Origin of the sequence: Bradyrhizobium dasycarpum, from assembly GCF_042019905.1 — a bacterium.
Lineage (GTDB): Bacteria > Pseudomonadota > Alphaproteobacteria > Rhizobiales > Xanthobacteraceae > Bradyrhizobium > Bradyrhizobium japonicum_B.
The window spans coordinates 2,032,873-2,050,874 of record NZ_CP169574.1; the positions used below are offsets into that span (position 1 = coordinate 2,032,873).

Consider the following 18,002-nt stretch of genomic DNA (forward strand, 5'->3'; position numbering starts at 1 on the left):
ACGATGAGGTTCACTCCGAACACTGAACCCTTACCTGCCGAACCGATCTCGGATTGAAGATGAGGAGGCTGATTGCGGCCATGATGCAGGCGCCGATGCCGCCGTAGAGCATGACCCATCCGAAACCGTTAGCGAGCGCCTGATGCACGACGGCATCTGACAGCTCGGGCATCACTACGGCGTTGCCGGCGGCGATGCGCTCGGCGAGCAGTCGCAGTTCGCTGGCGCCCAGGTTCGGCAGCGCGGCTTTCAGACTGGCCAGCACGCCGCCCGCCAGAATGAAGCCCATCACCGCGATGTTGACGGCGAGCGAGACCATGCGGGCGCTCATGTCGATGCCGGAGGCCATGCCCGCGCGGTCGCTCGAGACCGAACCCGTGGTCGTATTGGTGACGGGGGTGTTGGTGATGCCGAGCCCGATGCCAGCGAGCAGGCATCCGGGCAGCATCGTCAGCCAGTCCGGCTGCGATGCGGCGCTGCCGAACCTCATCAGGATGAAGCCGAGGCCGATCGTGAACAGCCCGGCCGGAATGACGATGCCGGGCTGGTAGCGCAGCGACAGCCGTTCCCCGATCGGCGGCATCACGAGGGTCGGCAAGGTATAGGCGAGAAGCGCGAGGCCCGCGGAGACGCTGTCATAGCCAAGCCCGGCCTGGAACCAGATCGGGAGATAAATCATGAAGGGCCAGTAGCTGAGGTTCATCGCCGACGAGCCGATGATCGCACCCGAGAAGGGACGGATGCGGAACACCGAGAAGTCGAACATCGGCCGGGCGCTGACCTTCTCGGCGATCAGGAAGGCGATGAAGCTCGCGACCGACACACCGAGGATGGCAAGGCCGGCCGGGCTGCCGAAGCCGAAGTCCGGTCCCTGGGTGATGTAGAAGGCGAGGCAGAAGACGGCGAGCGACAGCGTGAGGATGCCGGCGATGTCGAGGCGGCCGGCCTGCGGGTCCTTCGACTCGTGGACGCCGGTCAGGGTGAGCACGAAGGCCACGACCGCAAACAGCACGTGGATGAGGAACACCCACTCCCAGCTCGCGACCGCGACGATGCCGCCGCCAATGATCGGACCGAAGCCGAGACCGATGCCGAAGATGACGCCCCACCAGCCCCAGGCGATGGCGCGCTCGCGTCCTCCCTGGAACTCATGCGACAGCACGGCGATCTGACCGATCAGCATTGCGCCGCCGCTCATGCCCTGAAGGAAGCGGGCGACGATCAGCGTGGGGACGTTCTCGGCCACGCCGCAGACCAGCGAGGTGATGCCGAAGGCGGCGATCGAGATCAGGAAGATGCGCTTGCGGCCATAGCGATCGGCCAATGTGCCCGTCGCCATGAGCACCGTCGTGACCGCGATCGTATAGGCGTTCATGACCCACTGGAGCTGCTTGAAGTCCGCGTGCAGCACCTGCTCCAGCGTCGGCAGGATCGCGGGGATGCTCGAGATCTCCAGCCCGAACATCAGGCACGAAAGACAGACCGCAATCAGTACAACAAAGCCGCGACGCGTGAGAGTGGTAGGCATAGTTCCGCCTTTCGACATACTGGTCGGCAATCGACGAACCCGAGATGGCGAGAGGGAGCGCAGTTCGGCCCGCGGATTTGCGCGTTCGGGCGTAAGCTAGGCGGCGCTTGATCATTTTAGAACTGGATGCTTGAATATTTCAGAGACAACAAATTTGGATAGATTAATGACCACGCTGGACGTCGATGCTGTCAAAGCTTTCGTGGCCATCGCAGATTTCCAGAGTTTCACACGCGCTGCCGAGGCACTTGGCAGCACCCAGGGTGCGATCAGTGTGAAGCTGAAGAGACTGGAAGACCGGCTCGGCCACAAATTGATCGAACGCACGCCGCGTCTGGTGCGCTTATCGGCCCAGGGCGCGGTATTCCTCGAGTCCGCGCGCGACTTCTTGGCCGCGCATGACCGCGCCCTCGCGGGCCTCTCTTCAGCTCGTCGCCGCTTTTCACTGGGCATTGCCACCCATGTCGGCGGACCGGAAGTTCCGACTTTGCTCGCGCGGCTTAGTGCGCATGACCCGGCGCTCACCATCGAAGTGCGGCTCGATGACTCGCGCGACCTTCTCGACGCCTTCGATCGCGGAGAGATCGACGCAGCCATCATCCGTCGCGAAGATGATCGACGGGACGGCGAGGTCCTTGCTCCAGAACACTTTGGCTGGTTTGCCACTCCGGACTTCGTTTATCGGCAAGGCGAACCGCTGCGGTTGGCTGCATCCTCTCCGACCTGCGGAATCCGGAATCTGGCCACGCGCGCGCTGGACGCCGCGGGCATACCCTGGACGGAGGTCTTCCTCGGTTGCGGTTCCTTTGCCGTCGCCGAAGCCGTTTCGGCCGGCTTGGCCGCATCCGTATTCTCTTGCCGGCTTGCACCGCCCGGCACGGTCGAAGTCAGTCGGCGGCTCGGACTCCCTGCCCTTCCTCCATCCGAGATCCTACTGCTTTCGACACTTTCGGATGCAAAGTCTCGTGAGGCGCTTAGAACGCTCGCATCGGCCTTTCGTGAACATCGTCCCCCAGCGATCGTGAGCAGCCCGGCAAGAACCGAGCGGCCTCGTTCACGCGACCCTCAAATCGTCAATGGCATGTCTGGTGTATGATCGGCCGGTCGACATCGTCGACCACAACCGCCTCTCAACAGGAGAGGAGAACCTAAATCACCGCCGGCTATCGCCGAAGACGCGTCGGCGAGGTATTAGTTGCGTTTCCCCTCAAAGAGCTTGCGTTCCGAAGCAAGAGCGCTTGCCAGAAAGTCCAGCGTGGCACGGACGCGAGCGGTGCGCTTGAGATCATCATGCGTAAGCAGCCAAAGAGCCGATCGAGGCTCCGCTGGGGCCTTCGGCGTGACACGGCGCAGATCGGATGCAAGATCGCCGACGTAGCAAGGAAGTAGTGCAAGACCTAGTCCGGCAACGGCCGCGTCGCGTAGAGCAGGAAGCGCGTCGACACGCGCGGTGATGCGCACCGCGCTCAGGTTCTCGCGCATCCACCGCGCGATGACCGTACCCGCCAGCACATCGTCAAGCCCGATCCAGTCGGATAAGGACAGATCCGTCTCTTCACACCGAGACAAATAGGCGCGTGATCCATAGACCGCATGCGCGATATCCGCGACGCGCCGTCCCACCAGAATCTCGGGAGGCTCCGGCGTTGGCCGAACTGCGATTTCAGCCTCTCGGCGGGTGAGATTTGCCATCGTGTTCGATACGGTGATTTCGAGCCGGATCTCCGGATGCATGGCGCGCATCGTCGGCAGATGCCGCACGATGATCGGCGTGAGAGTGTCCGTCGTCGCGATCCGGACCGTGCCGGACGGCCTTAGGTCCTGACCAGACAGTTTGCGCTCCAGCGTCAACACCTCACCTTCGAGCCGGGCCGCCGCCGATGCCACCGCCTCGCCCGCCGGAGTCGGCGTGTAGCCGTCGCGGAAGCGTTCAAACAAGCGAACTCCCAACCTTTCCTCGACTGCGCCGAGCCGGCGAAACACCGTCGAGTGTGTCACACCCAGCATGCGCGCAGCTCCGGAGAGAGTGCCTTCCCGAAAGACTGCAAGGACGAGACGTAGATCGTCCCATTCCAACCCGCTGTGCATTGCTGCAAACCCCGTTCCTATAAATCGATAATATCCTTTCGCAAATGGACAGGCCATAGCCACTCCGGGCATCGATCGGCTGCGCACGCCTCGCAAATGATCGAGCTGTGGAGGAGGGTGTGTGACCAGCCAAGTCGACGAGCCAGCGCAATCCCGGTTGTGCAACGACTCGAAGGCAGACCCTCGACGGTGGCTCGCTCTACCGGTGCTGCTCACCGGCGCATTCCTTCCAATTCTTGATTTCAATGTCGTCAACTTGGCGTTGCCGGCAATTCGGCGGGACCTCGATGCTACGGCGAGCGAGGTGCAGTTCGTCATATCGGCTTATGCCGCGACCTACGCGGTGTTCCTCATAACAGGCGGCCGGCTCGGCGACCTCTTTGGCCGACGACGAATGTTCTTGTTGGGGGTGGCGGGCTTCACAATCGCCTCCGTGTTGTGCGGCATCGCATGGTCGCCTTCCATTCTTATCGCCGGGCGCATACTGCAAGGGCTGACGGCCACCGCAATGGCCCCACAAGTGCTGGCGTCGATTCGCGTGCTATTTCCGGAGGCCGAGCAAGGGCGAGCCCTCGGGCTCTATGGCGCTACGTTCGGCTTGGCCAACATTTGCGGCCAAGTGCTCGGTGGCGTTCTTGTTTCAGCTCAGCCCTTCGGATTCGCCTGGCAGGCGATCTTCTTGATCAACGTGCCGATCGGCCTGTTGGCTTTCATTGGTGGCGTGCTCCTCCTCAGTGAGTCGCATGCGCCACAAGCACAAAGGCTCGACGTCGGTGGCGTCGCCCTCCTATCGCTGACCCTCGCCCTGCTGGTCTATCCGTTGATTCAAGGTCGAGAGACCGGGTGGCCCGCATGGATCGTCGCCATGCTTTTGGCTTCTCCGATCACGCTCGTGGCATTCGTCCGTTTCGAAGCGGGTCTGTCCGCCCGCGGCGGCGACCCCTTGGTCGCCCTCCACCTGCTGCGCAACACCGCCTTCGCCATCGGCATCGCTATGACCTTGGCCTTCTACATGCTTTCCTCGTTCTACTTGACATTCGCAGTCTATCTGCAGAGCGGACTGCACAAGTCGCCGCTGATGGCGGGACTTGCCACGCTGCCCTTCGCCACGGGGTTCTTCGTGAGCTCTCTCGCATCGTCGTATGCCATGCGGCGGCTGGGCGTTCGCGCTCTGACGCTCGGCTTTGCGCTCCAGGTCGCCGGGTTCGGTGTCGTGATGCTCTCCGTCTCCGGGTTCCTTCCAAGTGCCCTGGAGGCCGGCCTCGTCTGCGCTGGAATCGGATTTGGCATCGTCATGCCGTCCGTCATCAAGGCGGTCATCGGCGCTATCGACCAGCGCCACGCCGGGCTGGCGTCGGGGATCATGATTTCCACCTTCCAAATCGGAGCCGCGCTCGGGGTCGCCGTCATTGGCGGCGTTTTCTATAGCGCGCTTGGGACGAAGCCGGATTCCGACGCCTATAGGCAGGCCTTCACGCTCGCGCTTGCTTGCAATGTGGCGCTGTTGGCGCTGGGCGGCGTGCTGTCCCTGTGGCTGCCCGGCGAAAGACGAACGGCCGACGTGCCTCAGCCGGTGCGGAAGGCCTGTTAGGCTATGCTGATCACCAAGAGCATCAGTCGTTGCTGCTTTGCATTGCCGCTGGCCATTGTGAGATTGGGGCGTGAAGTCAGCAAGTGGCGTTGCCGGCGGCGACAACGGGCGCAGCTCTGGAAGATGTCGGACCGAGAACTTTGCGATATCCGCCTCTCGCGCGCCGACGCATGGGCCGAATGTCAGAAACCGTGTTGGCGCCGATGACGAACCTTCACGACGATGCTTGTGCCAGCTCAAAGGCCAGAACCGCTTGATCCGAGCGCTCTGCAGCGAGTTGATTGAAGCAAGTGATGTCGAGACCAATCCAATAGACCTGCATCCTGACCAAGCTGGAGATAGCAATGACCGCTCCGCTGTACGACGCCTCCATTCCGGTATTCCGCCACATGCTCGACGTGCTTGCCGATCTGCTGCGCAAGGGCGAGGTTCATGCGTGCGAACAGGGCCTAGATCCGGAAACCCTGCTTGAGGCGCGTCTCGCCCCCGATATGCTGACGCTGCTCGGCCAAGTGCAGCGAGCGAGCGATCATGCCAAGGGCGCCGCGGCACGGCTCGCCGGCGTCGAACCGCCGCCGTTCGCGGACGATGAACGGAGTCTTGCCGAGGCTCACACGCGCATCTCGACGACACTCGCCTACATTGCAACGTTACCTGTCTCGGCGTTTGACACTGCGCCTCAACGTATCATCACGTTGCCATTCGACGTGCCACAAATGCCGGCATCTCGTTACCTGTACGGCTTCGCACTGCCCAGCTTCTTTTTTCATGTAACTACGGCCTACGCCATCTTACGTCATCGCGGCGTGCCCCTCGGCAAGCGCGACTTTCTTGGCCAGCTCCGGTGAGATTGATCGCTGCGAGCCGGCATCCCCATAGATGGATAGAAGCGTAACCCGTCGGAATACTCACGCGATGTCTTTCCGAGCGTCAGCCAGAGCGAATACAATGCCAAATCAACGCCATCGCAGCGAGAGCGTCCTTTCGAACGTTGAGCATGGAGCTTCATCACCTTCTCGCTTCAAGATAGCGCATCTCGACCTTCAAGTGGCTCGCTCCACCAGCGCCGGCTGACGGAAGCCCGAGACAGGCTTCCGATGACAGCTCTCTACAGCGGTGGTTGGAAATCCTTCAGCCAGTCGGCATAAGCGCGCGGCGCGCGGCCGAGCACCCTGGCGGCTGTGTCAGTTGTCGTGTAGACGCTCGCAGCGACCAGGCCGAAATACGCGGCCATTGGCGCAGGATCGCCGGCGTTCTCCACGACCTTGATCTTGCGCCCCAGGAACTTTGAGAGCAGCGCTGCGAGATCGGCCGCCGTGAAGGCATCCTCCGAGGTCAGCCGATAGGTCTGCCCGCCATGACCGCTCTCGGTCAGCGCCTTCACTGCCACTGCCGCGACGTCGTCAGGGTCAATGCAGGTCATGATCCCCGAACCGCCAGTCTCGAGCAGCAGACCATCGTTCAGGACGGACGGCCAGTTGAACGGGAAGTTGGTCATGTAGCGGGTGGGACCGAGCACCGTCCAATCGATGCCAAGCGAGGCGATCACCCGCTCATGGAGGCCGTGGATATGCATGGGCCGCAGCGCGCTGCCCTCGGTCGCCGCGAAGTTGGAGAGATAGACGATCCGCTTGGTGCCCGCGGCGACCGCCGCGTCGATCGCATTGCGCTCTAGCGCCTCCATCTCTGGTGTCGGCGGCGCCACGATAAATACGTGCTCCGCACCGCGGAACGCATCCACCAGGCTCTCGGGCACCAGGAGATCGCCGAGGACTGGAGAAGCCATCGAAGCGATCAACTCGCCTTTTTCTCGGCTACGCACCAGCGCGCGCGGCTTGATGTCCGCAGCAGCAAGCTGCCTGACGGAGTCTGGTGCCGAGCTGGCCGGTCGCGCCGACGATGAGAATGGTGGGCTGAGTCATTTGCATGTCTCCTGATTTGGGATCGCTGGTTCGGTCGGGCGCAACGGCGGCCGGCCGACGTGACACCGACCACAGCGCGGGCCGTGCCCGCGCCGCCGCCGTCAAAAGCCGCCACGCTGTCGCCGGGACCGCTCGGATCGCGATGGGCTCGCCCACTGCCCCACGCGTTCGGACGCACCTATCGGCGCCATGCCGCCACGGCCCCTGCGGCGAACTCGCCGAAACTCAGCGGCGGCCGGCCGATCACATTGAGGATGTCGTCGTTGACCACGCCGAACATGCCCGAGCTGAACGCATGGGTGTAGACTTGGCTGTTATGCTCCGCGGTTTCGGGCGGCGCGCCCGAGGCGAGCAGCGCATCGCGGATCGGAGTGCGATCGGTTTCGACGTATTTGATCTTTCGTCCCGTGACCCAGGAAATTTGCTCGGCGACCTGCGCAAGCGTCAGCGGCTCCGGCCCCAAAGGGGCATAGGCTTTGCCGCTATGACCATCCTCGGTGAGAGCAATCGCCGCGACCGCGGCGATATCGTCGGCCGAAACGTAGCTCACGATTCCCTTGCCGCCCGGCCCCACGATCTCGTCGCGTTCGCGGATGCCCACGGCAAAGGACTCGCGCCACCGGAGGCCTTCAGAAAAGTTCTCCATGAACGCGACGGGCCGAAGGATGGTATAGGGCACGCCCGACGCTTCGACCGCGAGCTCGATCCGCCGCAGCGGGTTCTCCGGTGGCGCTTGGCCTACGCCAAACGACGACAGCAACACCGCGCGCCGAACCCCGCCCCCGCCCGCGACATCCAGCAGAGAGCGGATCTTGTCGGCATGGTCGGCCTGCGGAACCGGGCCGGGGACGAGGTAGATGGCATCGACGCCCGCGACCGCGGGTTGATATGTGCTCGCATCGGTCCAGTCGAAGCGGACCGAATCGATGCTGTGAAGAGACACCCTGGGCGATCGGCTGGCCGCGCGGACCGTCATTCCGCGCCGCGCCAGGCGCGGAATCACTCGCCGTCCGACTTTTCCAGTCGCGCCAGTTACCAGAACGGTTTTTATCATGTGGATCTCCGACTTCGTTACATTCATGGATAACGGCGCTGCGAGCGTTTGAAGACTTGAGGTCGTGCGGGCAGCATGCGGCAGCCCTGGCGCGGTCACACGGCGTGAGCCATGCCCCCATCGACGTCGATCGTTGTTCCAGTGATGTAGCGCGCTGCCGGGCTCGCCAGGAAAGCGGCCACTTCGGCTACCTCCTCGGCCGTCCCGAAACGCTTCAGCGGCACTCGCTGCGCCGTCATTTCGCGCACTCCCGCCAGTACATCGGCCGGCAGTCCGAGCTTGTCGAACGCTAGTGTGTCGATCGGTCCGGGGCGTATGGCATTGACCCGGATTCCGCGCGGCGCGAGCTCGACGGCGAGTGCCGGCACCAGCGAGGCTGTGGCGCCCTTGGTCGCCAAGGCGACGGAATAATTGGGAAGACCCCGGATCGCACCGACCGAAGTCGTGAACAGGACGGACCCACCATCGATGAACAGCGGAAGAATCTTCTGGAGGGTGAAGAATTGGCCTTTGACATTGATGCCGAAATGTTCGTCGAAGAAGGCCTCGTCCGTTTCCTCGATCGGCAGCATGCGGCTGACGCCCGCGTTCAGATAGGCGAAATCAACCCGTCCGAACCGCTGCCTCAGCTCGTCAGCCACACCAGCCGCATCGCTCAAGGACCGAGCCTCTGCCTTCAGGACGACGACTTCGCCCGGCAGGGTACGCTTTGCTGCCGCCAAGGTTTCAGAATTCGCGCCAGTTACCAGGACGGCGTAACCCGTCTCGTGGAGCAACCGCGCGGTTGCGAAACCGATTCCGGTCGTCCCACCAGTGACGAGCGCGACTGGCTTTTTCGATTGAGTCGCCATGTAGATTCCTTGTCGGTTGTTTTGAGTCGATGGCTTTGAGAGTCCTCACGGAGCGAAGCCGCCGCTCGCCAGCACGACGTGTCCGGTGATCCAGCGCGCGTCGGACGAAGCGAGAAAAGCGACGACGTCGGCGATATCCGACGGGGTGCCAATTCGGCCGAGAGGCGTCCGTCTAATAAAGGCCTCCTTGGCCTCCGGCGGCAGGTTCGCGCGAACCGCATCTGTATCGGTGAGGCCCGGGCCGACCGCGTTGACCGTCACGCCACGCGGCCCGAGCTCGGCGGCCCAGACGCGCGTCATCGCGTCGATCGCGCCTTTCGCGGCAGCGTAGGTGGTGTTGCCGGGCATCAGGTGAAGTTGAGCGAGCGAGGTGATATTAACGACGCGACCGCCTTTCTCAGAAAAAATGCGGCGCTGCCGCCTGCATGGTCGCAGCAGGGCCGAGGACGTTCACCTGGAGCTGCCTGCCAAACTCCGATTCGGTTACCTCCTCGAGGGGCCCGAAGCCGAGCACCGCCGCGTTATTGACGAGGATGTCGAACCGCCCGAATGCCTTCACCGTATCGGCGACGAGCGCCTTGGCCTGCGACCAGTCGCCCATGTCGGCCTTGAGCACCACCGCCTTTCCGCCATTGCGACGGATGCGTTCGGCGACGCCCTCTGCCTCCTTTGCGGATTTTGAGTAGTTCACCGCGACAGCCGCCCCGTCGGCCGCGAGTCGCTCCGCGATGGCGGCACCAATGCCGCGAGCCGATCCGGTGACGAGCGCGACCCTGCCCTTGAGCTTTTCCACCCGCATCTCCTGACGTTTTATAGTCTGGACTATATTAATGGAGCATGTTTGCCCCGTCTTGCGGTAGGGTGTCAAGAGATTTATAGGACAGGCTATAGAAAATTATGCGCGGCTGCTATCTAGAAGATTACGAAATGATTCCCAGCGACAACCCGCAGAAAGGCCAACGATGGCTAAAAGGGGCAGACCTGCAAGTTTTGACCGCGACGAGGCATTGCAGCGCGCCATGGAGCTATTTTGGGCGCGCGGCTATGAGGGCGCGACCCTAGAGGATCTACAGACCGCGATGGGCGGCCTCACTCCTCCCAGCTTCTATAACGCCTTCGGATCCAAGGAAGCACTGTTCAAGGAGGTGGCCGACCTCTACATCGCAACAGAGTGCATGCCGCCCCTGCGCGCGCTGGAAGAAGCCGAAACTGCGCGCGCCGGAATCGAAGCCATGCTACGGCAAGCCGTCGAGTCGTTTACGCAACCCGGCAAGCCCCAAGGCTGTCTGCTCCTCCACGGCGCGACCAAGTGCACGCCCGCGAACAAGGGGCCGCAGGAATATCTGTTAGCCGTTCGACAGCGATCTCCCGAGGCGATCAGCGAACGGCTCCGCCGAGCTGTAGCAGAGGGCGACGTCCCGCAGAACGTCGACATCGACGGCATCACAGCATTCTACGCAACCGTCGCCCAAGGTCTTGCGATCAGAGCCGGCGACGGCGCGTCCCGCGCGCATCTAACAGCCGCCGTCGACGGGGCAATGGCGGCTTGGCCGGAGATGGCTAAGCGGCAGCGAGCTTTCGGCCAAAAGCGTCGCGGGAGCCATAGCAGAACGCGCAGATAGCAAAGGCAAGGCATGCACCTGCCTTGAAGCCTGATAGCACTTTCGTGATAGGGGGCCGAGTGAATAGGCGAATGTTGATGACTTCGAGTGTTGCGGGACTCGCGTTGGTAGCCGGTGCGCCCTTCGCTGTTCTCTCGCTTCCGACAACCGAACCCGCGCTTCCCTTGCCTATCGGCGCCGATGAGCATGCGCGCACGATCGCAGCGCTAGCGCCTCCGAAACGGGCGCGTCCCCTTGTGGCCGTTGTGGCAGGCCGGCAGGGCGGCGAAACGACTGATTTTTGGTTCCATTCGGCGTCCTCACACGCTCGGGGGTTGCCGATGTCCGGGCACTTGGCGTCAGCGAGGGACCGGTGCGCCTCACGCCCGCACTCTCAATTGTGCCGCGGGCGACACTGGCCGGCTTCGATGCGGAACATCCGGACGGGGCTGATTATGTCGTTGTCCCAGCCATGCACGAGCAAGATAGCGAGATCGTTGCCTGGCTCAGAAAACAGGCTTCGACCGGAGCCACAATCGTTGGAGTGTGCGAGGGCGTGAAGCTGCTGGGCGCTGCCGGCCTTCTCGATGGACGGAAGGCCACCACGCACTGGCACGCGATTGATGCACTTCAGCGCACACACCCCACTATGGTGCGAGAACATGACCGGCGTTACGTCGTGGACAGGGGCGTCGTCACCACGACAGGGGTCACAGCGTCCCTCCCTGTCTCGCTGGCGCTGGTTGAGGCGATCGCAGGGCCCGAGCAAGCGCGGAGGCTGGCAACCGAGCTTGGTGCCGAAAGCTATGACGCACGCCACAACAGCGGCGCCTTTGATCTGACGGCACGTCACGCCGTCACAGCCGCTCAAAATTGGCTCACGTTCTGGGGACATGAGACGCTAGGAGTGAAGATCGACGACGGCATCGACGAGATTGCGCTCGCGTTCGTCGCGGATGCTTTCTCGCGTACATACCGGTCACGCGTCGTTACAATGGCGACTCGGCCCCGAATCCGAACCCTGGGCGGCATCGAGATCGCAATCGACCGCGTCAACAATGACGGAATCGATGACCTGATCCCGCCGTTCGACGGCGAGAAGCCGGCAATCGTCCTCGATAACGCGCTGTCGGGAATCAGCAACCGATACGGCATCAGGTCGGCAGCCTTCGTGGCGCTGCAACTAGAGTACCTGTGGCGCGCGACCTGAGCGCAGCTCGACATCGTTCGTCGGATCAGCTCCAGGGCGCGAGACCTGAGTCACCAGCAGACCAATCTTGGTCGTGAGGCTGGGACATGAGCGCATGGGGGGCCGCTGCACGCCCGAGCCCAGCGTCGCGACACTCCCTCTGATTTCTGGGATTGCCTCCAATATCAAGCCAGGACGATTAGTCGACGCAAAGCGTGACTCCGTTTCTTGCGCGGTCCTGCTCGCGGTCTGTCGAAAAAGCATCAAGCCCCGTTGGTCCGCACTCTTCGCGGCTTGCTCGCGCGGATTTCTTATTTTATAGTAGAACCTACAAAACGTAAGGGGGCAGCAGAGACGACCGTCGAATCCCCGGTCGTAGCGAGTAGGAGGTGCCCAGCATGGCTGATCAATTTTCGCCGCAAGCGCAAACCGCCAACCGTCGGACGGTTCTGCAAGGCATTGCAGCGGCCGTTATTCTGCCGAGCATTTCAGTGCGCGCGGAAACCTCCGACAATAAGGCAGGCCCAGATTGCGGCGGACGAAGAGTGGTTGTTCTCGGTGCGGGACTCGCAGGGCTGACCGCCGCCTACAAGTTAAAGAGCCAAGGATACGATGTCATCGTGCTCGAAGGACAGAACCGCGTCGGTGGACGCGTGCTGACTGTTCGGGACGGCTTTGAAGCAGGCGGCCATGCCGAGATGGGCGCGACTCGCATCTTCAGCACACACACGGCCACGCTAAGGTACGTTAACCTCTTCGAGTTGGGGCCGCTCGTGCCATACGATATGGGCGGGCGGGCCTTCTACATGAGGGGCCAGCGGTTCACGCCGCCGCCTGCGGGGCGACCCTGGCCTGTTGCCGATCTGTCTGAAGAGGAGAAGGCAAACCCGTTCGCCTTCTTGGGAACATATCTGGGCGCCGGTTTCGAGATGCTAGGCGATCCCAACGCCGTAGGCTGGCCGAACAGCCAGCCGAGGGCGCTCGATCTCGACAAGGTGACGGTCGAGCAATTCCTGCTGAGCCAAGGCGCCTCGCAGGGCTGGGTCGACTGGTTCTGTGCGCTGGAGGGCAACGTCAAACGGCTCAATGCATTCGCCGGCCTCGCCACCGAGCGGCTCCTGGCCGGCTTTGACGGCGAGCCGCCGAGCAGCATCCCTGGTGGCAACGACAGGCTGCCCAAGGCGTTGGCCGCGGCGCTCGGCGACCAGGTCAAGCTGCAGTGCAAGGTGGTGCGCCTCGAGCAGAGCGCAAGCGAAGTCACAGTGACTTTCCTCGACGCGCAGGGCCGGCAGAACGAGGTGCGCGCGGACCGCTGCGTCTGCACGCTGCCCTTCTCGACGCTGCGGAAGGTCGTCATTACGACGCCCTTCGCCGCCGACAAGATGCGCGCCATTGAGACCCTCCGTTACATGCCGGTCGCACGCTGCTCTTTCCAGACTAAGTCTCGTTTCTGGATGACCGATCCGCTTGGCCCACTTGGCGGGCTGAGCCTTGTCGGTTCCGACACCTTCGCCAGTCGCATCTGGAACACCAGTTCTCAACAGGCCGATCCGAACATGGGGATGATCCAGTCGTACATGTTCGATGTTGACGCGAGCGAATACGCGTCGCTGCCCGATCGCATCGGGGCCATGCGCCAGCACATCCATGACAAGCTTTTGCCGGGGCTGACACCAGATCAGGTTGCCGCCGCCGCCGAAAAGGTCTGGCAGGACGACTCTTGGGTGGAAGGCGGCTGGGCCTGGACCGGGCTCAATGAGATGGGCGGCCCGTTCCAAGCCAGAGGAAGGGCCGAGGAGCGCGTGCATTTTGCCGGCGAGCACACCTCGCCTTTGATCGGTTGGATGACCACCGCAATCGAGTCGGGCGAGCGCGCTGCCGACGAAATCATCGCCGCCGGCTGTTAGAGCGTCGTGCCCACGGCGGTCGCGGTCGGGTCCCCTCATCACGATTGACACGGATCGGAAGCACCATAACGGGCTGACTGTGGCACGCGATTACACAATGACCTGCGTGATCGCGCCGGGCTCGAAGTCCCGGGCAGCACGCTATCCGAATCCACCAGCGCAACGCATCGATACCAGGCCAGACAGCTTTCTATTTGTACGCCACAGTATCCTGCTGTCCGACATCTGAATTTCCTCCCTTCCCTTTCGGGGCCTATCGCGTTCATTTCCTCAAGTAGACGAGCTGAGGAGACGATGATGGCTCACCGAAATGACACTCCAATCAAGCGGACCATCCGTCGACAGCAACTGCGCGAAATCGTGCCCCTTGCCGACAGCACAATCTACGAAATGGAGCAGCGCGGTGAGTTTCCCCGACGGTTCGCCCTTTCACCCCGCTGCGTCGTCTGGGATCTGGCGGAGGTCGAAACCTGGTTGGCCACGCGCAGATTGGCGCCCATTGCCCGCGCGCAGTCGCCCGACGTCAGGCAACGGCGGTCGCGCCCTGTTCGAGAGCCGGGTCTGGCTCGAACAGCGGCATCGAAGGCGGGATGAGTACCGGCACGCGCTTCTTGCCTTCAACCCAGGCGTCGATGATGTCCGACCACTCCTGCATCATGTGGCGCCGCTGCACCTCATACTCCGCCTTGTTGTAAACGCCCCGTGACGAGCGGCCGTCCTCGTGCGCAAGGCATTTCTCGATCCAGTCGCTGTTGAACCCCAGTTCGTTGAGCAGGGTTGAGCCCGTCCTTCGCAGGTCGTGAACCGTGAATGGCTCCAGCGGCAGGCCTTCTTTCTTCGCCTGCTCAACAACCGCATATGTGACGCGGTTGAACGTCGCGCGCGACATAGGTGCATCCGCATCGTAGCGCGATGGCAATAGGTACCTCGAATTTCCGGCGCAGGTCTTCAGCGCGATCATGATGTCGAGGGTCTGTCGCGATAGATAAACATTGTGCGCCTTCGAGCGCTTCATCCGTTCCTTTGGGATGGTCCAGACGGCATTTTCGAAATCGACTTCATCCCACGTCGCATCCTGCAGCTCGCTTTTGCGCACCATGGTCAGCAGGTACAGCCGCATTCCGAGCCGGATGGTCGGCAGCGTCGCCACCTTCTCGAGCAGCTTGAGCATGATCCTGATCTCAGTCGGCGAGAGTGACCGGTCCTTCGGCACAAACGTCGCGATCGAGGCCGGCCCCACCTCGTTAGCTGGATTGGCGACCTTCTCGCCATGCAAGATCGCGAAGCCGTAGATCTGCTTGACGATGTCGCGGACGTGAATCGCCGTCGCAGGCGCTCCGCGTTCGACGATGGCGCCGCAATGCGCTCGCAGATCGTCGGGCGTGATCTCGGTCAGGAGTCTGCTGCGCCATTTGGGGAGCAGTTCACGCTCGAAGATCGATCGGCGCATCGCCCGCGTGCTGTCCGCCATTGGCGCTGCGGTCAGCCATTTCTCGCCGAACTCACCAAAGCTCTTCGCTTCCAGGAGCCGGCGCTTCTCCCGCTGCTTTTCAATCGCCGGCGATCGTCCCTCACCGATCGCCCGCTTAGCGTCGATGCACAACTCTCGCGCACGAGCGAGCGACAGCCCAGCCGGGCCGTACTTGCCAAACGTGATGGTCTCGCGCCGGCCATTCATCCGGTAATCCAGCCGAAAAGTGAGAGTCCCCGACGGCTTCACGAGCACATACATGCCGTCCCGGTCCGTCACCTTGTAAATTTTGTCTTTTGGTTTCAGGTGCTTGAGGGCTGCATCCGTCAACATCGGGACTATCTCCTCGAAAAAAGACCGTCAGGCCATTTTCGGGCACCGTCGCGACAAAATCTCTTTCTCTTACAGTGAGTTAGATCGAAAAAAGACCGTCACTTGGTGCTCTCACCCTGACGGTATCGGACAAAATCCGTTTTCGCAATACGGAGGCGCACCGTCAGGAAGTACGTCAGCCGCGATCTCTGCCGGCCGATAGTCCCCGAACGTCTCTGGATGATTTTAATTTGTTTATCAGCGTGTTACGGAGGTTTTTGGGATACTGTGGGATAGTCCCGGATGGGCTTGAATCATTCCCACTCGATCGTCCCAGGCGGCTTGCTGGTGACGTCATACACCACCCGGTTCACACCCTTCACCTCGTTGATGATGCGCGTCGCCGTTTCGCCCAAAAACTTCATGTCGAACTGGTAGAAGTCCGCGGTCATGCCGTCGGTGGAGGTGACGGCGCGCAGGCCCACGACGTAATCGTAGGTACGGCCGTCGCCCATGACGCCGACCGTCTTCACCGGGAGCAGCACGGCAAAGGCCTGCCAGATCTCGTCGTAGAGGCCGTGCTTGCGGATCTGGTCGATGTAGACAGCATCCGCCTTGCGCAGGATGTCGAGCTTGTCGCGGGTGATCTCGCCGGGGCAGCGGATGGCAAGGCCCGGGCCCGGGAACGGGTGGCGGCCGACGAAGATCTCGGGAAGGCCGAGCTCGCGTCCGAGCTTGCGCACCTCGTCCTTGAACAGCTCGCGCAGGGGCTCGACGAGCTTCATGTTCATGCGCTCAGGGAGGCCGCCGACATTGTGGTGCGACTTGATGGTGACGGAGGGGCCGCCGGTGAAGGAGACGCTCTCGATCACGTCGGGGTAGAGCGTGCCTTGCGCCAGGAAGTCGGCGCCGCCGATCTTCTTGGCCTCGGCTTCGAACACCTCGATGAAGAGGCGGCCGATGGTCTTGCGCTTGGCTTCGGGATCGGTGACGCCTTCGAGCTCGCCCAGGAACTGCTTGGAGGCATCCACGTGCACGAGCGGGATATTGTAGTGGTGGCGGAACAGGTCGACCACCGTCTTGGCTTCGTCGAGACGCAGGAGGCCATGATCGACGAAGACGCAGGTGAGCTGGTCGCCGATGGCTTCGTGGATGAGGACGGCCGCGACGGCGGAATCGACGCCGCCGGAGAGGCCGCAGATCACCTTGCCCTTGCCGACCTGCTGGCGGATCTTTGCGATCTCCTCCTCTCGGAAGGCGCGCATGGTCCAGTCGCCGGTGAGCCCGGCGATCTTGCGGACGAAGTTGCGGATCAGCTTGGCGCCATCCGGCGTGTGCACCACTTCGGGATGGAACATCAGGCCGTAATATTTGCGCGTCTCGTCCTGGATGATCGCGAACGGCGCGTTCGGCGAGGTGCCGGCGACGGAGAAGCCCGGCGGCATCTTTGTGATGCGGTCGCCATGGCTCATCCAGACCTGGTTCTTGCCGCCGGGTGACCAGACGTCCTCGAACAGCTTGCTCGGCGCTTTCACCTCGACATCGGCGCGGCCGAACTCGCGGTGATGGCCGCCCTCGACCTCGCCCCCTAACTGCGCCGCCATGGTCATCTGGCCGTAGCAGATGCCCATCACGGGCACGCCGGACTCGAAGATCCGTTGCGGGGCGCGGGGCGAGCCGGCCTCATGCACCGATTCAGGGCCGCCGGAGAGGATCACCGCCTTCGGCTTCATCTCGTCGAAGGCGGCTTCCGCCTTGTTGAACGGGACGATCTCGCAATAGACGCCGTCCTCGCGCACGCGGCGCGCGATCAGCTGCGTCACCTGGCTGCCGAAGTCGACGATGAGAATCTTGTCATGCGCCGAGGCCACGGATGGCGTCGACGCGGAGCGGTCGTTCTGTGCTGCTGTCATGGCCAGCAAATACGCTGGCGCCGCGCGCGCCGCAACCGCGGTAGCGGCGCGCCCACATGCTTCTTTGGGCATGGACAAACGCAGATAGGTAAGTAATATTGACCTATTATGCCCACCGGCTCGAACCAGGGGCTGATCAGGGAAAACGCCATGTCACAACATCATCCACCTGCAACGCTGGCCGCGCTCGGCCGGACCTGGGTCGAGGCCTGGAACGCGCGTGATCTTGAGCGCGTGCTCGCGCTCTACGACGAGGCCGCCGTCATGACCTCGGATCGCATCCCGATGCTCGGGTTCGACGCCAGCGGCACGGTGCGCGGCAAGGATGCCTTGCGCACCTATTGGGGCAAGGCCCTCGGGCTGGTGCCGCAGCTGCATTTTTCGCTGATCGATCTGTTCGTCAGCCCCGACAGCGTCGTGGTGTTCTACGCGAACGAGCGCGGCAAGAAGATCTGCGAGTATCTGCGGGTGAACGATGCGGGCCTGATCGTGCAGGGCTCGGCAAACCATCTGGTGCGGTGACGGTTCTCCGCACCTTGATTGTGACAGTATGACGAAAGGCCGGCGCCGCTCGC

The 18,002-nt window shown here is 62.7% G+C and carries 17 protein-coding genes and 1 pseudogene; 9 read left to right on the forward strand and 9 right to left on the reverse strand.

What is annotated here, in order from left to right:
- Positions 1–10 precede the first annotated feature (10 nt).
- Positions 11–1,528 (reverse strand): MFS transporter, encoded by a 1,518-nt coding sequence (locus ACETMP_RS10130; protein ID WP_375160821.1) that lies wholly within the window; start codon positions 1,526–1,528, stop codon positions 11–13.
- A gap of 166 nt (positions 1,529–1,694) precedes the next feature.
- On the opposite strand from ACETMP_RS10130, the gene ACETMP_RS10135 reads away from it, so the two are divergent.
- Entirely contained in the window at positions 1,695–2,624 is a 930-nt protein-coding gene (locus ACETMP_RS10135; protein WP_375160822.1) for a LysR family transcriptional regulator, read from the forward strand.
- 95 nt (positions 2,625–2,719) lie between these two features.
- On the opposite strand, the gene ACETMP_RS10140 is transcribed toward ACETMP_RS10135, so the two are convergent.
- Positions 2,720–3,616 carry a LysR family transcriptional regulator gene (locus ACETMP_RS10140; protein WP_375160823.1) on the reverse strand — a complete coding sequence of 299 codons (897 nt, stop codon included), beginning with the start codon at positions 3,614–3,616 and terminating at the stop codon, positions 2,720–2,722.
- A gap of 121 nt (positions 3,617–3,737) precedes the next feature.
- Between ACETMP_RS10140 and ACETMP_RS10145 the strand changes: the two genes are divergently transcribed.
- From ACETMP_RS10145 to ACETMP_RS10155, 3 genes are all read left to right on the forward strand, one after another.
- Entirely contained in the window at positions 3,738–5,207 is a 1,470-nt protein-coding gene (locus ACETMP_RS10145) for an MFS transporter (RefSeq protein WP_375160824.1), read from the forward strand.
- 3 nt (positions 5,208–5,210) lie between these two features.
- The gene (locus tag ACETMP_RS10150) at positions 5,211–5,414 is read left to right on the forward strand and encodes a DUF1127 domain-containing protein (protein ID WP_375160825.1); all 204 of its coding nucleotides are present in this window, start codon (positions 5,211–5,213) and stop codon (positions 5,412–5,414) included.
- A gap of 137 nt (positions 5,415–5,551) precedes the next feature.
- The gene (locus ACETMP_RS10155) at positions 5,552–6,055 is read left to right on the forward strand and encodes a DUF1993 family protein (protein ID WP_375160826.1); all 504 of its coding nucleotides are present in this window, start codon (positions 5,552–5,554) and stop codon (positions 6,053–6,055) included.
- A gap of 260 nt (positions 6,056–6,315) precedes the next feature.
- Here ACETMP_RS10155 and ACETMP_RS10160 read toward each other — a convergent pair.
- From ACETMP_RS10160 to ACETMP_RS10180, 5 genes and pseudogenes are all read right to left on the reverse strand, one after another.
- Positions 6,316–7,059 (reverse strand): annotated as a pseudogene (locus ACETMP_RS10160) (NAD(P)H-binding protein); the annotation flags it as partial.
- A 248-nt stretch (positions 7,060–7,307) separates the two neighbouring features.
- Positions 7,308–8,183 carry an NAD(P)H-binding protein gene (locus ACETMP_RS10165; protein WP_375160827.1) on the reverse strand — a complete coding sequence of 292 codons (876 nt, stop codon included), beginning with the start codon at positions 8,181–8,183 and terminating at the stop codon, positions 7,308–7,310.
- A 95-nt stretch (positions 8,184–8,278) separates the two neighbouring features.
- Positions 8,279–9,034: an SDR family oxidoreductase gene (locus ACETMP_RS10170; RefSeq protein WP_375160828.1), complete on the reverse strand. Its 756-nt coding sequence runs from the start codon at positions 9,032–9,034 to the stop codon at positions 8,279–8,281.
- A 45-nt stretch (positions 9,035–9,079) separates the two neighbouring features.
- Positions 9,080–9,382 (reverse strand): SDR family NAD(P)-dependent oxidoreductase, encoded by a 303-nt coding sequence (locus ACETMP_RS10175; RefSeq protein WP_375160829.1) that lies wholly within the window; start codon positions 9,380–9,382, stop codon positions 9,080–9,082.
- Between the two features lie 49 nt (positions 9,383–9,431).
- Positions 9,432–9,827, reverse strand: a complete 396-nt coding sequence (locus tag ACETMP_RS10180) for an SDR family NAD(P)-dependent oxidoreductase (RefSeq protein ID WP_375160830.1) — start codon at positions 9,825–9,827, stop codon at positions 9,432–9,434.
- Between the two features lie 169 nt (positions 9,828–9,996).
- On the opposite strand from ACETMP_RS10180, the gene ACETMP_RS10185 reads away from it, so the two are divergent.
- From ACETMP_RS10185 to ACETMP_RS10200, 4 genes are all read left to right on the forward strand, one after another.
- Positions 9,997–10,656, forward strand: coding sequence for a TetR/AcrR family transcriptional regulator (locus tag ACETMP_RS10185; RefSeq protein WP_375160831.1), 660 nt, complete (start codon positions 9,997–9,999; stop codon positions 10,654–10,656).
- Positions 10,657–10,936: 280 nt separating this feature from the next.
- Positions 10,937–11,845: a DJ-1/PfpI family protein gene (locus tag ACETMP_RS10190; protein WP_375160832.1), complete on the forward strand. Its 909-nt coding sequence runs from the start codon at positions 10,937–10,939 to the stop codon at positions 11,843–11,845.
- A 377-nt stretch (positions 11,846–12,222) separates the two neighbouring features.
- Complete coding sequence (locus ACETMP_RS10195; protein ID WP_375160833.1) at positions 12,223–13,731, forward strand: FAD-dependent oxidoreductase; 1,509 nt, start codon at positions 12,223–12,225, stop codon at positions 13,729–13,731.
- 297 nt (positions 13,732–14,028) lie between these two features.
- Positions 14,029–14,325, forward strand: a complete 297-nt coding sequence (locus tag ACETMP_RS10200) for a helix-turn-helix transcriptional regulator (protein WP_375160834.1) — start codon at positions 14,029–14,031, stop codon at positions 14,323–14,325.
- Here ACETMP_RS10200 and ACETMP_RS10205 read toward each other — a convergent pair.
- Complete coding sequence (locus tag ACETMP_RS10205; RefSeq protein WP_375160835.1) at positions 14,255–15,535, reverse strand: tyrosine-type recombinase/integrase; 1,281 nt, start codon at positions 15,533–15,535, stop codon at positions 14,255–14,257. The two genes, ACETMP_RS10200 and ACETMP_RS10205, sit on opposite strands and share 71 nt — an antisense overlap.
- Positions 15,536–15,828: 293 nt before the next feature.
- Positions 15,829–17,427: a glutamine-hydrolyzing GMP synthase gene (gene guaA, locus ACETMP_RS10210; protein ID WP_375160836.1), complete on the reverse strand. Its 1,599-nt coding sequence runs from the start codon at positions 17,425–17,427 to the stop codon at positions 15,829–15,831.
- Between the two features lie 150 nt (positions 17,428–17,577).
- Here guaA and ACETMP_RS10215 point away from each other — a divergent pair, with 150 nt between their 5' ends.
- Positions 17,578–17,949 (forward strand): nuclear transport factor 2 family protein, encoded by a 372-nt coding sequence (locus ACETMP_RS10215; RefSeq protein WP_375160837.1) that lies wholly within the window; start codon positions 17,578–17,580, stop codon positions 17,947–17,949.
- Positions 17,950–18,002: the final 53 nt, after the last annotated feature.

Coding starts and splice junctions, on each gene's coding strand:
- ACETMP_RS10165 (WP_375160827.1), bottom strand. CDS start 8,183: ATGATAAAAACCGTTCTGGTAACTGGCGCGACTGGAAAAGTCGGACGG.
- ACETMP_RS10185 (WP_375160831.1), top strand. CDS start 9,997: ATGGCTAAAAGGGGCAGACCTGCAAGTTTTGACCGCGACGAGGCATTG.
- ACETMP_RS10135 (WP_375160822.1), top strand. CDS start 1,695: ATGACCACGCTGGACGTCGATGCTGTCAAAGCTTTCGTGGCCATCGCA.
- guaA (WP_375160836.1), bottom strand. CDS start 17,427: ATGACAGCAGCACAGAACGACCGCTCCGCGTCGACGCCATCCGTGGCC.
- ACETMP_RS10215 (WP_375160837.1), top strand. CDS start 17,578: ATGTCACAACATCATCCACCTGCAACGCTGGCCGCGCTCGGCCGGACC.
- ACETMP_RS10175 (WP_375160829.1), bottom strand. CDS start 9,382: ATGCCCGGCAACACCACCTACGCTGCCGCGAAAGGCGCGATCGACGCG.
- ACETMP_RS10205 (WP_375160835.1), bottom strand. CDS start 15,535: ATGTTGACGGATGCAGCCCTCAAGCACCTGAAACCAAAAGACAAAATT.
- ACETMP_RS10140 (WP_375160823.1), bottom strand. CDS start 3,616: ATGCACAGCGGGTTGGAATGGGACGATCTACGTCTCGTCCTTGCAGTC.
- ACETMP_RS10130 (WP_375160821.1), bottom strand. CDS start 1,528: ATGCCTACCACTCTCACGCGTCGCGGCTTTGTTGTACTGATTGCGGTC.
- ACETMP_RS10195 (WP_375160833.1), top strand. CDS start 12,223: ATGGCTGATCAATTTTCGCCGCAAGCGCAAACCGCCAACCGTCGGACG.
- ACETMP_RS10170 (WP_375160828.1), bottom strand. CDS start 9,034: ATGGCGACTCAATCGAAAAAGCCAGTCGCGCTCGTCACTGGTGGGACG.
- ACETMP_RS10155 (WP_375160826.1), top strand. CDS start 5,552: ATGACCGCTCCGCTGTACGACGCCTCCATTCCGGTATTCCGCCACATG.
- ACETMP_RS10200 (WP_375160834.1), top strand. CDS start 14,029: ATGGCTCACCGAAATGACACTCCAATCAAGCGGACCATCCGTCGACAG.
- ACETMP_RS10150 (WP_375160825.1), top strand. CDS start 5,211: ATGCTGATCACCAAGAGCATCAGTCGTTGCTGCTTTGCATTGCCGCTG.